This is a genomic window from Pseudofrancisella aestuarii, assembly GCF_003574475.2.
Classification (GTDB): Bacteria; Pseudomonadota; Gammaproteobacteria; order Francisellales; family Francisellaceae; genus Francisella; species Francisella aestuarii.
This window is the reverse complement of sequence record NZ_QLIS02000003.1, coordinates 166108-181691: the sequence shown is the minus strand read 5'-3', so window position 1 is coordinate 181691 and position 15584 is coordinate 166108. Positions and strand designations below refer to the sequence as shown.

Genomic DNA, 15584 nt, shown 5'->3' with positions numbered 1-15584 from the left:
CAAAAAAAATTAGATTTTATTATTGTTTATATAGTTGTTATAATTTTCAATAATAATTTTTAAATTAAACTTAATATTTTTGTGAATTGGATAGATAAACCGTCGTATGTAAAATATCACGAGAGTGCTACTTTTTATTTTTATTCTGATGGTGATTTAAGATTTGATGTTTTATTGACTTGCCCCCATTCTGAGCTGGGTCATGATTTTATAGAGTTTGATTATCCTATATTTGCTGAATTAATAAAGCTTGATAAAGTTGCTTTTGAGCAATTTCTAGAAATTGAGTGTGATTTTGGTACAAGAGAATTGGCTAAAGAGATAGCTAAATTTCTTTATAATAAATTTAATTTAAAAACTTTAATAATAGAGCCATCTTTTCCTAGGTCAATATTAGACGCTGGTAGATTATATCCAAACTGTTTGAGAAACGTAATAGATTATAATCAACACCCAAAACTTAAAGCAGAGTTGCTGAAGCTTTACGATAGATATATGGAGCACCTTTGTCATGCTGTAGCTATAGCGAAAAGCTATAATGCAGTATCTATAGATTTGCATACAATGTCGACATACTCTCCAAATATTATTCAAGAAAGATATGCCGAAGCTATTATAGAGACACCAGATACTTTAGAAGAGTATATAAGGTTGTTCAGAGATAGTCATAAAGAGGGGGAGTTACGATTAACAGAGCTTTTTACAGGAGATCATCGTAATGGTATTTTTGCAAATCAAGAACTACTAGATGCTTTAGCAAAACAATTTCATGATCAAGGTGTAGAAATTCAATATGATAAACCATATATATTAGCCGAGCACTTAGTTGCTCATTATTTAGTTTGTGAGCTTGGTACTGTGTGTATAGATCTACCTAAGGACTTTTTGTCAAAAAAAGTAACGAGTGACACAGATTATGATTTAGCAAAACTAGAAATAGATGAGGTCAAATTAAATCAGATGACAGCTATTTTCTCTAAAGCTATTTATGATGCCCACATGCAGTTAAAAGAAAAAAGAAGAGGTGAGATATGTCTACAACAAAAATAACAAATACATTATCTGAAAAAATGTGGGGTAAAAAAGCTATACATATTCCTAATACAACAGATATTTATGGGGCAGATCTGGTTAGCTCATTTGTTAGTAACTATATAACGAGAACACTTTGTTTATTGGCAAAAGATCATAAGATTGTATTACCAAAGACTAGCATGAAAGTCGTAGAACAGATGGTTAAATACTTTAAAGAAATTGGCCTTGGCTATATATCTATAGATAATTTCATTTTTATAGAAGATATATTGCAGCATTATAGATTTTCTACTTTAGTAATGAATTATGCTGATCAAATTCCTGAGTTCAAAGATAAGGAGTTTGTATCTATCGTTCCTTTTACTTCGTCTACATCAATAGAATTAATGGGAATTAGATATGGTAAAGAATATGGTTTAAGTACATCTTTATCTGTTTTCCTTAATGATAAATCCTTCTTAAGAAAAATGTTACATGATAGGGGTATATTAGTTCCAAGTACTAATATAGTTTCTACAATTAGCGAAGATTATGTAAAGAGATCTCTAGAAATATATAGAGAATATGAAAATCATGGTATTTATGAATGTGCAGTTATTATGCCAAGAGCATGTTCCGGATATGGTATTCATAGATTTGAAAGTGAAAAAGAACTTAAAGAAGTTTTAAAATTGATGAGTAAGGTCGAAATATTTATGATTGATCCTTGGCTTGATAATTTAGGCTCTCCAGCCTTCCAGATATGTATTGCGGATAAGAAAGAAGATGATATTTCTTTGGGATTAAGTGATCAAATGTTAGATGGTCAAACTCATTTAGGTAATAAATATAAATCAAAATTTGAAAAGTATCCATCTGTTCAAAAACTTTGTTCAGAAGTGACAGAAATTCTTAGAGAACATGGAGTAAGAGGTGTTGTTGGAGTTGATTTACTTATAAGAGAAATTGCTGGAGAAATTATTCCATATGTTTTAGAAGTAAATGCTCGTCAAACAGGTGCTATATATGCAGGTTTCTTGGCACATGAGTTAAGAGATGGAGAATATAAGCCTTGGGTTGGTCATAATAATGTTTTAGTTCCGAAAGGATATACTATAGATGACTATCATAATTATTTGAAATCTAAAGGTGTTGCTTATAGTTATGGTGATAAAGAGGGCGTTATTATTACCTGTATAGGAAATCTAGAAGCTAATAATAAAGTTATGATATTAGTTATAGCAGACTCAGATGAAAGATTGTCAGAGATTCTTGATATAGCCTGCTCTTGTAAGTAATTAAGAAATTTTTGGATAAAATAAATAGCCTTTATTTGTCTTCTATATTTTTTGGTATAAATATTGAAATAGGTAAGCAGATTAATAGAAGAACCAATACCATATCTAGAGCTGTTTGGTAACTAGAGATTGTGTAAACTTCAAGTTTAGTGCTTGTGTGAACCATTAAAGTACCATAGTGAGTCAATATATATCCAATTAAAGGTAGTAAAAAGACAGGTATAAGGTTGTTAACCATATTCACACCAGCAGTTGCCGAGCCAGCTGTCCCTTTCGGAGATATTGCCTTTGCAATAGCAAATGTTACTGCTTGAGGGCCTGCAACTACGCCTAGTAGTATATAAAGTATTGTAAATGCTTGTATATTTAAAGGAAGATATAAAAGCATAGCTAATAATGTAACTGATGCTGTTATACTTATTATAAGCATAAGGCGAAATCTAGTTGTCATAGAGGCTATAATTGCAGCTATTGCAAATCCTACGGCAGATCCAATAAATAAGAAACCATTTATCTCAGCTGCTCCAGCTTGATCTATACCAAATTTTGCTTGGATGAGTCCAACACCCCATAGCGAGCCTAGAACATTTATGGGAATAAATAATATTGCACCTATAACGCTAGCTGCCCAAAATTTAGAGTTTCCAAAGATTTTGAGGACTTTAAAGATTGTTTCTTTAAAATTTGCTTCACTTAAATGAGTAAATTTTTCTACATGTTTTGGATTGTCTCGTACGAAAGTGATAACTAGGACTAATATTCCGATCCCTATATATGTAAATACAGCATTTCCAGATTTCCAGCCAAAGTTGTGTACTAAAGAGGATAAAATAGTATCAGTCATAAGACCGCCTAGAATTCCCACAACAGTAGTGAAACCAATAAAGGTTGCAAAAAACCTTTGAGGTAGCCACATGGCAGCCATTTTAGCAGCGCCAATAAATCCAAATGCTGAGCCTATTCCCATAAGTATTCTGCCAAAAAAAGCTAACTCATAGTAGTCTGTAGCTGAAAAGAGATAGTTTCCTAAAACACATAGTGCTGTTGCAATACTAATGACTACTCTTCGGTTATATTTATCTAATATCACTCCAGCTGGAATTTGCATTATAGTATATGAAATAAAATAAGCTGAAGATAAAAAACCAAGATGAGTATCATTTATTGAAAAAGCATCTTTAAGGTTTGTTGCCATAACTCCTGGAGCTGCTCTTATAAAGAAGTCGTAACTATAGCAAAGTGTTGTTACTAGACAAATAACCCATGCTAGAGCCATAAGTGATTTTGAGTCTGGTAAATGTGATTCTGAATTCATAGTAATATACAAAATTATTTATGATAATTTCAATATATAGCATCTTATTCGAGAAGTAAATGAGGATTAGTGATCAGATTGTTGTAAAGTTTCTATTATTTCATCTTCTCTTTTTTCTCTCTCTAGGAATTTAGATTTATCTTCAGCAACGTACATATATACAACTGGTAAAACAAATAATGAGAATATTGCGCCTACGACTAATCCACTTGATATAACGACCCCAATACAGTTTCTACTTACTGCACCAGCACCAGATGAGAATATGAGGGGTATTACACCAACAACCATTGCTGAAACTGTCATAAGGATGGGTCTTAATCTTTGAGAGGATGATTTTATTATGGCATCGTACTTGTTTAGTTTCTCAACTTTCTGCAAATGATTTGCAAATTCAACCACCATAATACCTTGTTTAGATATCAATCCTATTAGTGTAACTAATCCTAATTGAGTATAAATATTCAGGGAAGCCCATGATGCCCCAAGATATTGACCTAAGAACAGTGGTAGTAGCGCTCCTGATATAGCCATAGGAATTGTAACTAGGATAACTAAAGAGTCTCTAAAGCTTTCAAATTGTGCAGATAGAGCTAAGAAAATAAGAATAATAGCAAAAGCGAAAGCAATCATCATCGTGTTACCATTTTCTATATACTGTCTAACGGAGCCAGAATAGTTGTATGAGAATCCATTTGGAAGTTCTGCTTTTGATAATTCTTCCATATAATCTACTGCTTGACCCTGAGTGACTCCAGGTGCCATAACTGCTGAAATAGTGGCAGAGTTTAATTGTTGGAAAGTATTTAGTGTAAGTGGTTGACCTTTCGTTTTAAATTGAACCAAAGCAGATATTGGGATTTGAGAGTTAAACATGTTCTCTATAGGAGTTTTTATGTCTAAATAAATACTTCCTAACTGTTCTTGTGTAAGCATTTCCATTCTAGGAAGCTGAGGAATAACTTGGAAGCTATATCCTAAACGGAAGAAATAGTTAATATATCCACCAGCGTAACTATACTGTAATACGCTAGAAATATCTTTCATAGAAAGCCCTAGATTTCCTGCTTTTTCTCTATCAATCTTGATGTCAGTAACAGGGTTGTCAAACTTAAGATCACTTTGAGCAAAAACGAATAAACCACTTTTCATCATTTTAGCGATGAAATCATTGGCAATGTCATAAATCGCCTCATAATCAGTAACTCCTTGAATAACAAATGTCATAGGAGCTCCTCTGGGGATCCCTGGTAAGGAAGGCGTTTGATATGTGTAAGTCTGTATTCCAGCAACATTTGTTACTTCAGATTGTATTTTTTGGGCGGCTTGGGGTTGTAGAATTGTTCTCTCATCCCAAGGTTTCATAATAAATCCACCAAATATCACGTTTGAACCCATTACACCATTTAAAATGAATGTGTTCTGCTCTCCTTCAATATTGGTCAGTATCTTAGCTAAAGGATTGCTAAAAGTATTTAAGTAGTTTATGTTAGCAGAAGATGGAGCAGATCCCATTATAGCTATAAAGCCTTGGTCTTCTATTGGGGCAAGTTCAGATTTAATGTCTCGCATCATAAAGAAACAACTTGCTGTTACTATTAAACCAACTATTGCGATGGATGGTTTAACCTCTAATACGAATTTTAGAATGCTAGTGTATTTGGCAGTTAGCTTAGTAAAGAAACTATCTATATAATGTACTAATTTGGAGTCAAGCATCTCTCTATTTAATACTCTTGAACAGAGCATTGGAGAAAGTGTATAAGCAACTATACCTGATATTAATACGGCTCCGGCTAGTGAGTATGCAAACTCAGTAAATAACGCCCCAGTAAATCCTGTCATCATACCAATAGGTGCATATACTACTACTAAGGTTAGTGTCATTAATACAACTGGATTAGCTATTTCTCTAGCTCCTTTAATGGCAGCAGGGAATGGTTCCATTCCTTCTTCTATATGGCGATAAATATTTTCTAATACAACAATAGCATCATCTACAACCAGACCAATAGCTAAAATCATAGCTAATAGAGTTAAGAGATTTACTGAGAATCCCATTACCTTCATTAGGAAAAATGATCCTATGATAGATAGGGGAATAGCAATAATAGGAACAACTACTGCTCTAAAAGAACCTAAGAATAGGAACATAACAATAGAAACAATAATTACTGCTTCAAATAGCGTATGTAAGACCTCTTCGATAGAGCTTTCAATATATAATGTACTATTGAATGCTACATCAACATTTAGTCCATTTGGAAGCCCTTCTTTGATAGATGGGAGTTCGTCTAAAAGAGCAGCTACAACAGTAAGAGGGTTTGCATCAGGAGATACAACAGCGCCAGCTAAAACAGCTGTTTTACCATCAAATTTCACTGATGAATCATAAGTTTGTGCGCCTAATTCTACTCTAGCTACATCTTTTAGTCTTATTATTTGTGTCTCAGATTTCTTAACTATTAGGTTTCTGTAATCTTGAGCGGTAGACATACTAGTTTCAGGATTGAGGACATAGTTAAGATATGGTCCTTGTATAGCACCACCAGCTGCAATTAAGCTATTAGAGCCAATACTTTCTGCAAGTTCAGTAGCAGTTATACCATACTCAGCCATTTTCTCTTTGTTGGGATAAATTCTCATAGCATAGGGTTTATTACCCCAAACACTGACCTTAGATAAACCACCTTTGGCTAATAACCTAGGTGTTAACTCAGAGTTTATATATGCTGTGATATCTGGAGGAGTCATGACATCACTTGTAAAGGCAAAAATTAGAGAAGGGAAGTCATCTGCTGGGTTAACTTGTATAGATGGAGAATAAGCATCTTTAGGTAATCTATTTATAACAGCATTAACATATTGTACTACTTCAGATAAAACGTCATTTGTGTTGTACCCAAGTTTTACATAAACATTTATGGTACTTGTTCCTAATGCTGACGAAGAAGTCATGTAATCAATACCTTTTGCGGCACCAACAGAGTTTTCAATTGGTCTGGTAACAAAAGCTTGAATGTTTGCTGGACTAGCGCCAGGATAATTGGTTGTAACAGTTATTGTTGCACTATCAATGTAAGGATACTGCCTAATTTGTAATGTGAAAAAAGATCCTATCCCTATTACTATTATCATAAAGCTTATAGAAAGGGATAGGACAGGCCTTCTTATAAAAGTGTCTATAAAATGCTTTTTAATAAAATTAGTTTTTGGAGCTTCTGTTTCCACTATTGAATATCTCCATTATAGATGTCATTGCTTAGTTCTACAGAGTTATTTACGATAACTTTTGCACCTTTTCTTATTTTGTTTTGACCAGATGTTACTATTGTTTCCCCTGCTTTTACTCCAGATACTAGTGCAAGATTATCTTTAGTTTCTAGAACCGCTATATTATCTTGACCAACTTTATATAGAGTATCTTCAGTTTGTACCGTTTTCATGCCTCCATCTGCTGTAGATGTATAAGATGCTTTTGTAGGTTTTCCATCATCATCAGTAACTGTTTTCAAAGTGTAAACAGATTCGCCATAAAGGTTGTAATTTATAGCATTTCTCGGGATAACTATAGCATTTTTTTCTATTGGTAGGTTTATATGAACAGTTACAAACATACCTGGTAATATTCGGTGATCTTTATTTTTATAAATTGCTTGAGCCATAATAGATCTATTTGAACTATTAATAAAAGAGTTTACAGCAGTTATTTTTGCTTCAAAAGTTTCATTTTGGAATGTATCAGAGTAGAAGCTGATAACATCACCTACCTTTATAAGGTTAACTTTGTTCTGAGGGATTGGGAAAGTTATAAATATAGGCGATATGGTCGTAAGTGTTGCAGCATTATCACCATTATTAAAATATTGCCCTAAGTTTATGTTTCTTATACCAATTCTTCCATCAAAAGGAGCTCTTATGACTTTAAATGCAATTTGTGAGCGTATGTTATCAACTTGAGCTTTTGCTGAAAGGTAATCAGCATTTGCTTTATCCGCTGATTCTTTAGATGTAGCACGTTGAGCAACAAGTTTCTTATATCGCTCATCTGTGATCTTAGCCAGCTTTAGATTGGCTTGAGCTTCTTCTAAGCTCGCTTCTAACTGGCTAGTATCAAGTTTGAAGAGTAGATCGCCTTTCTTAACTTCTTGCCCACTTCTGAAAGCAATTTCGCTGATTATACCACCAGACTGAGAGGAAATAGCTGTTGATTGAATAGCTTGAGCTTCACCTATTGTATTTATAATTGGTTGCCAGTCTTGCTCTTTTACTAAAACTGAAGTTACAGCAGTTGGCTGAGGTACATAAGAGGCCATGCCTTGTTTTATCATTGATTTTACTAGCTGTGAAAAACCAAACACTAAGCCAAACATTATAGCTGTAGTTACAGCAATAGTTATGCCGGCAGCTTGTCGGTTTTGCTTTAATTTTAAGAATTGTCTTTTTACAAAATTAATTTTTTGTATAAAGTAAATTAAAGCAACGGTTAAGCCTAGAGATCCTAAAAAATACCAAGCTATAAAAAGCACGGCAACTACAAAAGAGGCGTAATATATTTTTTTAGATTTAACTTTTTCGTAAAATTTATTCCATTTATCTTTAATTTTGTATAAAAAAGCTTTTGTTTTCTCAGACATCTATGATTCCTTCGAATTATTAAATATTTTTCTTAAAAATGAGACTATGTTTAAGCAACTAATTAATATAAATACAATTAAACTATAAGAAGCTAAAGATAGTCCGGGAATTTCTTCCAAAGTTGCTGAACAACTACTTGTTGAACCTGATACAGAGGTTACTGCGTCTATAATGAAAGAGTTAGTTACTGTATCACAGGCTGCAATATTCTTAGATGGTGAAAAGTATTGTAAGTATACTTGAGCACCAGAAAAATATATGCCTAAAATAGATAGAATAAGTACTATGGTTAGAGTTATAAACCAGTATTTTTTGAATTTAAATAGCCCGACAATGCTTAGTGCAAGAATACCAATTAGGCATAGTTGTTGTAATATGCATAGTGGACAAGGGGTTAAATTTAATGTGAGTGCAAGGCATATAACTATTAGCTCAACAAAAGTACATATTATTACGTTTGTTAGAAAAGGCTTATCTAAAAAAATTCTCATATATTTGATAACTCTTATAAGGTATATTGCTCAAACATTTAGTAGTTTGTGATTGTATCATAATTTAAAATGTTTTTTTATAATATTCAGCTGCAGGGTTTTAGCTAGCATATTTTTATCTGTATGGGATGTTTTTGAGAAGGCGTCACTATAATTTAATTTTAGTAACTCAGAAATGGTTTCAAAAGTAGAGTTTATTTTGTCTTCTAAGTTATTTAAGTTTTTGAGTTCTTTTAATTTGCCCATAATGATTTTTGTTTTCTGTAAAAGAATATTGTTACGCAATATATTTGATTGTTTTAGTAGGAAAAGTATTTCATCATGACTTACCGTTTTACTTATTTGAAATAAACAACAAGTAGCATGAATAATTTTTGACTGATTATTTGTTAAGCAAAGCTCAGTCTTTAATTTATTTATATCTTTAGGTGCAAAAGAAAAAAAAGTTAAAGCTATTTTCGTTTCTATATTACTTTTTTGATATGTGTCCGAAATAAAAAAGATTTTTCTTGGCAATTTAGAAAACTGCTGCCTAATGAGTGGGAAAAGAATTTCTAAGCCATGTAGAGTTTTAAGAGAGTTAAAAAATATTTTTGGGTTTTTTAAGGATTTTATGAATTCGATATTTATCCTTTCTTTCTTTATGTCAATAAGCTCTCCAGAATTAGCTATTTTTATACAGAGTTCTTCAGTTTCTTTAGCGATCTTAAAATTGAAATCGGATAGTTGAGCTTTAAATCTTGCTATCCTTATAACTCGCAAGGAATCTTCTGTAAATGCTAAACTAGTATGACGTAGAATCCTTTTTTTAATATCTTGTGCTCCATTAAAAGGATCTATTATTTCTCCTTTGTCGGTCATGGCAATGGAGTTAATAGTTAAGTCTCGTCTTAGTAAGTCATCCTCTAGAGTTACGCTTTTGTCAAATGTTGTTTCAAACCCGTAGTAACCCTTTCCTATTTTTTTTTCTTTTCTAGCTAATGCATATTCTTCTTTAGTGTCCGGATGAATAAATACAGGAAAACTGGATCCAACTTTTTTAAATCCTAAGGCAAGCATTTCTTTTTCGTTTGTGCCAATCACAACCCAATCTTTGTCTTTTGGAGCTATATCTAGAAGAATATCCCTAACGGCTCCACCAACTAAGTAGATTTTCATGTGAATAAGATATGATAATAACTTTCTTAAACTTTATGTTAGCATAAAAAAGTGTATAATTAGTTCCAGTTGTATTTTTATAATAGGTCTATTTTTTACAAATATGTCAAACTCTATAGATAAAATAGATATTAAGTCTTCTCCAACGAATGATTTTAGTGGCGGTGTTGCTAGTAAAGAAAAAGTAACTACTCTTTATAAAAGGCTTATTTATCAGGTTAAACACCTTTGGTGGTTTTTAGCTATAGCTGCATTGGGGAGTGTATTCTTTTCAGCTGCAGATGCCTCTATGATTTATTTGATAAATCCTATACTGAACTATGGATTTGGTGCTGGAGGAGATATAACTAAACAAAGTGCAAGCGTTTTAATGCTTATGGGACTTGGAATGGTGGGTCTTTTGTTTTTACGATCTATTGGTTCATTTCTATCTCAATACTTTATAGGTTCTTTAGGTCAGAAAGTAGTTTATAAGTTTAGAAAAGATATTTATAAAAGATTTATGGATCTACCAGCTAGTTTTTTTGATAAACACTCATCAGGACAAATCATTTCTAGACTTTTATATAATGTTGATCAGGTTACAGAAGCAACTACTACAGCTATTATAACAGTTGTTCAAGATGGTACATTTGTTATAGGGCTTATTATAGTAATGGTTATTTCAAGCTGGCAGTTGTCCTTATTTTTAATTATAGTAGGCCCTTTCTTAGGTTTATTCATAAGTTTGATAAATAAAAAGTTTAGATCTTTGAGTAGGAATACTCAGTTTTCTATGGGAAATGTTACACATGCTGCTGAAGAAACGCTTAGGAACTATAAAGAAATAAGAATATTTGGCGCTCAAGAAAAGCAACAGAAAAAATTCTTTAAAAATCTTGATTATACATATTCTCAACAAATTAGGACAATTGCCTTAGATGCTTTGACATCTCCAATTATACAAATAATAGCTTCATTAGTTTTAGCCCTTTCTTTGTTTACAATAGCAATTTTTGGAACAAACGAAAATGGTTCATCGTGGTTAACAGCAGGGTCTTTTGCTTCGTTTTTTGCTGCAGCTGCAGCAGTATTAAAACCTATAAAGAATTTAACTAAAGTTAATGTTGTCATACAAAAAGCTGTGGCTGCAACAGAAGATATATTTTATATATTAGATTATCCTGCTGAAAAAGAAACAGGAACAAAAAAACTTACTAAGTCAGAAGGTAAAGTTAGTATTAAAAACCTATCTTTTTCTTTTGGAGATAGAAAGGTTCTTGATAGCGTTAATGTTGATATTAATTCGGGTGAGACGGTTGCTTTTGTTGGTAAATCAGGGTCTGGGAAAACAACTCTTACAAGTATAATATCTAGATTTTATATACAAGATGAAGGTGAAATATTTTTGGATGGTGTTGATACAAAAGAGTTAACACTAAAAGACCTAAGATCTCACTTATCAATGGTTTCTCAGAATGTTCATTTGTTTGATGATACAGTTTACAACAATGTTGCCTTTGGTCTTGATAGAGATGTGTCTGAAGAAGAGGTCTTGAAAGCTCTAGAAAAAGCTAATGCTTTAGAGTTTGTAGCTACTTTACCTGAGGGGATGCATACGAGTATAGGTAATAATGGTTCTAAACTTTCAGGTGGACAAAGACAAAGAATATCAATTGCTAGAGCTTTATTGAAAGATGCTCCAGTAATAATATTTGATGAAGCTACAAGTGCGTTAGATAATGAGTCTGAAAGGGTAGTTCAGCAAGCACTGGAAAATCTCACAGACTCTAGAACTACGATTGTTATAGCTCATAGATTAAGTACAGTTGAAAATGCTGACAAAATAGTAGTGATGGATGATGGTAAAGTTGTTGAGTGTGGAAAACATGAGGAACTTATAAAAAATGGTGGATTGTATAGTAGGTTATATCAGTCTGGTCTAGAGTAAAAAATGATTGAGAAGCACTGGTACTCAAGAAAAAAAACAATACTATCAGCTATACTTGAGCCAGCTTCTTATATTTTCTCAAAAATAGCATCACATAGAAAAAAAAATCTCCAAGAAAAACAATATAAATCAAAAATTCCTATTATAATTGTTGGAAACATTTCTGTTGGTGGAACAGGTAAGACACCAGTAGTTAGAGCTTTAAGTGAGTATTTTCTTGCAGAAGGTAAGAAGCCAGCTATTATTAGTAGGGGATATGGGGCTAAAGCAGATACTTATCCTTTTGAGGTTGATGAAAATACTAAACCATCACAATGTGGTGATGAACCATGTATGATGCATGATGCTTTGCAAGGAAAAGTTCCAATAATAATAGATGCAAATAGAGCTAGAGCTATAAAATTCATAGAAGAAAAATACTCAAATATTGATGTGATAATCTCTGATGACGGATTACAGCATTATAAAATTGCTAGAGATTATGAGCTGGTAGTTGTTGATGCAAGTAGAATGTTTGGAAATGGATTAACTTTTCCAGCAGGACCTCTTAGAGAGTCAATTGACAGAATAAAAGAGGTTGATGCGGTTATAGCTATTGGAAACTGTAAAGATGAAGATAAAAAGCTATTACAAGAGTTTAATAAAAATATTCTCTTCACAAAAATTATTCCTAAAGAATTTATCAATATAAAAACAGGCGAAAGAAAAAGCTTAAGCGAATTTAATAGAATTAATTTAACAGCTATCGTAGGTATAGGTAATCCACAAAAGTTTTTTAACTCTTTAGAGGAGCTTGGCGTAGTTGTTACTAAAAGAAAAATATTTAAAGATCATTATAAATTTAAAGAGAGTGATTTTATAGAGTTTGATGGTGATGATGTAATAGTTATGACCTATAAAGATGCTGTCAAATGTAAAGATTTTGCAAAAGAAAACTGGTGGTATTTAGACATTTCTGTAGAACTTTGTTTTGAAAAAATTGGGTTTAGTATATAAGCTTTGTTTGATATACATTTGTATATATATTAGTATTTACAACGCAATTAAATTAATTCGTATCTCTTGTGGAAAAAATAATATTAGTAGATGGCTCATCTTATTTATTTAGAGCATATCACGCCTTACCATTTCTTAGTAATAGTCAGGGAGAGCCTACAGGAGCTATCCTTGGTGTAATAAACATGTTAAAAAAACTAACTCAAAAGTATCAAACAGATTATATAGTTGTTGTTTTTGATGCTGAAGGTAAAAGCTTTCGCCATGATATGTTTGCTGACTATAAGGCAAATAGAAAAAGGATGGATGATGAGTTAAGAGTCCAAATTAAGCCACTTCTTGAAATTATAGAGAAGATGGGTTTTCCACTAATTGTTGAAAAAAATGTTGAAGCAGATGATGTAATAGGAACTTTAGCTAGAAACTTTAAAGATGATTTTGAAGTTGTTATCGTGACAGGTGATAAAGATATGGCTCAGCTTGTTACGGATAGAGTTGTGCTTTTTGATTCTATGAAAGATATTGTTACAGATCCAGCTAAGGTGATTGAGAAGTTCGGAGTAACACCAGAACAAATTATAGACTATTTAGCGCTTATGGGAGATTCTTCAGATAATATTCCAGGTGTGCCAAATGTTGGTCCAAAGACAGCAGTAAAATGGTTGCAAAGCTATAATGATATAGAAGGTGTTATTGCTCATCAGGATGAGATAAAAGGAAAAGTTGGTGATAATCTTAGAAATAATATTGAATTATTAAGACTTTCATATGAATTGGCAACAATCAAGTGTGACTTAAACGTACCATTAAGTTTAGAGACTTTAAAACGCAAGCAAGTAGATAAAGAATATTTACAAGAAGCTTTTAAGAGATATGAGTTTAATTCGTTATTAAAAGAGTTTGAAGTAAAAGATACTCCTAAGAAAGAGGTTGTTAAAAGCTATAAAACAATTCTTTTAGAAGAAGACCTTGATAGGCTAGTTGAGAAACTTTCAACTGTGGAAGTTTTTGCTTTTGATACTGAGACTGATTCTCTAGATACTAAAGAAGCAGCACTTGTTGGAATGTCTTTTTGTTATGAAGAGGGAAATGCAGCGTATATCCCGTTACAGCATAGGTATTTAGGTGTTCCTCAACAATTATCATTAGATTTTGTTTTAGATAAGTTAAAGCCTATATTTGCAAATGATTCTAAAAAAATAGCACATAATTTTAAATTTGATGAAAAAGTTTTATCAAAGTATGGTATCCAGATATGTGGCGACATACATGATACGATGATTATGGCATACGTTCTTAAAAGTACTGGAAGACATGATATGGATAGTCTGTCAAAAGAAAACTTAGAAATAGAGCCGATTCCATATACTAGTATTGCAGGAACTGGCAAAAAGCAACAAACTCTAGACTGTATAGAAATAGAAATAGTTTCTGAATATGCAGCAGAAGATGCTGATATTACTTTTAGGCTATGCAATCATTTTCTTGAAAAGCTAAAGAAAGAAGATGTTTTATATAAGTTATATAAAGATGTGGAAATGCCTTTATTACTTATATTAAATGAGATGGAAAAGCTTGGTGTAAAAATTGACGTTGAGAAGTTAGAACAACAAAGTTACGATCTACAATCTAAGATTGATGAGCTAGAGAAAGAGTGTTTTATTCTGTGCGACCAAGAGTTTAATCTGTCATCGCCTGTGCAGCTTAGAGAAATACTGTTTGAGAAAATGAATTTACCAGCGGTCAAAAAAACTTCAGGAGGACAGGCATCAACTTCTGAAGAGGTTTTACAACAATTAGCTGAAGAGTATGAAGTTGCTAGATTAATAATGGAGTATAGGCATTTATCTAAGTTAAAAAACACGTATGCAGAAAAGCTACCTAAAATGGTTGATTCTAATAGTAGAGTGCATACTTCATATAATCAGACTGGTACGGTAACAGGAAGACTGTCATCTTCAGATCCAAATTTGCAGAATATACCAATTAGAAGTCCGCAAGGTAGAAAAATTAGGGAAGCGTTTGTAGCAGAAGAAGGGTTCTATATAGTTGCTGCAGACTACTCTCAGATTGAGCTTAGGATAATGGCAGATCTTTCTAAAGATAAAAATCTTTTAAAAGCATTTAATCAAGGTTTAGATATTCATATCGCGACTGCAGCCGAGACTTTAGATATTGATATAAAAGAAGTCACCTCAGAGCAAAGAAGAAGAGCAAAGGCAGTAAATTTTGGACTAATTTATGGAATGAGCGCTTTTGGTTTAGCTAAGCAATTAGAAGTTTCTAGATCAGAAGCTCAGAATTATATAGATATATATTTTAATAGATATCCAGCAGTAAAAGAGTATATGCAACAGGCAAAGGATTTTGCTAAGAAAAATGGATATGTTGAGACCATTTTGGGTAGAAGATTATATTTACCTGAAATTAATTCACGAAATGTCCCTCAAAGGAATGCTGCAGAACGAGCTGCAATAAATGCTCCTATGCAAGGTACAGCCGCAGATATTATAAAAAAAGCTATGATTGCAGTTAAAAAAGACTTGGTTAGTAAGTATAATCAAGATATAAGAATGATAATGCAAGTTCATGATGAACTAGTGTTTGAAGTAAGAAAAGAAAAAGCAGAAACTTTAGCGCTAGAAATAAAAAACATTATGGAACAGGTTGTCACTTTAAGTGTGCCACTAGAGGTAAATGTTGATATTGGTGATAACTGGGAGCAAGCCCATTAAGAGGTTATT

10 protein-coding genes are annotated in these 15584 nt (G+C 32.5%); 5 read left to right on the top strand and 5 right to left on the bottom strand.

The window, feature by feature from the left end; genetic code table 11:
• Positions 1–81 precede the first annotated feature (81 nt).
• Both DNK87_RS07750 and DNK87_RS07740 read left to right on the top strand, forming a co-directional pair.
• The gene (locus DNK87_RS07750) at positions 82–1050 is read left to right on the top strand and encodes a hypothetical protein (protein WP_119330998.1); all 969 of its coding nucleotides are present in this window, start codon (positions 82–84) and stop codon (positions 1048–1050) included.
• Positions 1032–2312 (top strand): ATP-grasp domain-containing protein, encoded by a 1281-nt coding sequence (locus tag DNK87_RS07740; protein ID WP_162523393.1) that lies wholly within the window; start codon positions 1032–1034, stop codon positions 2310–2312. Before DNK87_RS07750 ends, DNK87_RS07740 begins: the two co-directional genes overlap by 19 nt.
• Before the next feature lie 31 nt (positions 2313–2343).
• On the opposite strand, the gene DNK87_RS07735 is transcribed toward DNK87_RS07740, so the two are convergent.
• The 5 genes from DNK87_RS07735 to DNK87_RS07715 form a co-directional block, all read right to left on the bottom strand.
• Positions 2344–3627, bottom strand: a complete 1284-nt coding sequence (locus tag DNK87_RS07735; RefSeq protein WP_119330997.1) for an MFS transporter — start codon at positions 3625–3627, stop codon at positions 2344–2346.
• A gap of 66 nt (positions 3628–3693) precedes the next feature.
• On the bottom strand, positions 3694–6813 hold the full coding sequence (locus DNK87_RS07730) for an efflux RND transporter permease subunit (RefSeq protein WP_119331216.1): 3120 nt from the start codon (positions 6811–6813) through the stop codon (positions 3694–3696).
• 44 nt (positions 6814–6857) lie between these two features.
• Positions 6858–8264: an efflux RND transporter periplasmic adaptor subunit gene (locus DNK87_RS07725; RefSeq protein ID WP_119330996.1), complete on the bottom strand. Its 1407-nt coding sequence runs from the start codon at positions 8262–8264 to the stop codon at positions 6858–6860.
• The gene (locus DNK87_RS07720) at positions 8265–8756 is read right to left on the bottom strand and encodes a disulfide bond formation protein B (RefSeq protein WP_119330995.1); all 492 of its coding nucleotides are present in this window, start codon (positions 8754–8756) and stop codon (positions 8265–8267) included.
• Between the two features lie 57 nt (positions 8757–8813).
• A complete protein-coding gene (locus DNK87_RS07715; RefSeq protein WP_119330994.1) occupies positions 8814–9914 on the bottom strand; it encodes a tRNA nucleotidyltransferase/poly(A) polymerase-related protein in 1101 nt (366 codons plus the stop codon).
• 103 nt (positions 9915–10017) lie between these two features.
• Between DNK87_RS07715 and msbA the strand changes: the two genes are divergently transcribed.
• The 3 genes from msbA (at position 10018) to polA (ending at position 15575) form a co-directional block, all read left to right on the top strand.
• Entirely contained in the window at positions 10018–11844 is a 1827-nt protein-coding gene (gene msbA / locus DNK87_RS07710; protein WP_119330993.1) for a lipid A export permease/ATP-binding protein MsbA, read from the top strand.
• 3 nt (positions 11845–11847) lie between these two features.
• Entirely contained in the window at positions 11848–12840 is a 993-nt protein-coding gene (lpxK, locus tag DNK87_RS07705; protein ID WP_119330992.1) for a tetraacyldisaccharide 4'-kinase, read from the top strand.
• Positions 12841–12908: 68 nt separating this feature from the next.
• Complete coding sequence (polA, locus tag DNK87_RS07700) at positions 12909–15575, top strand: DNA polymerase I (protein ID WP_119330991.1); 2667 nt, start codon at positions 12909–12911, stop codon at positions 15573–15575.
• Positions 15576–15584 lie beyond the last annotated feature (9 nt).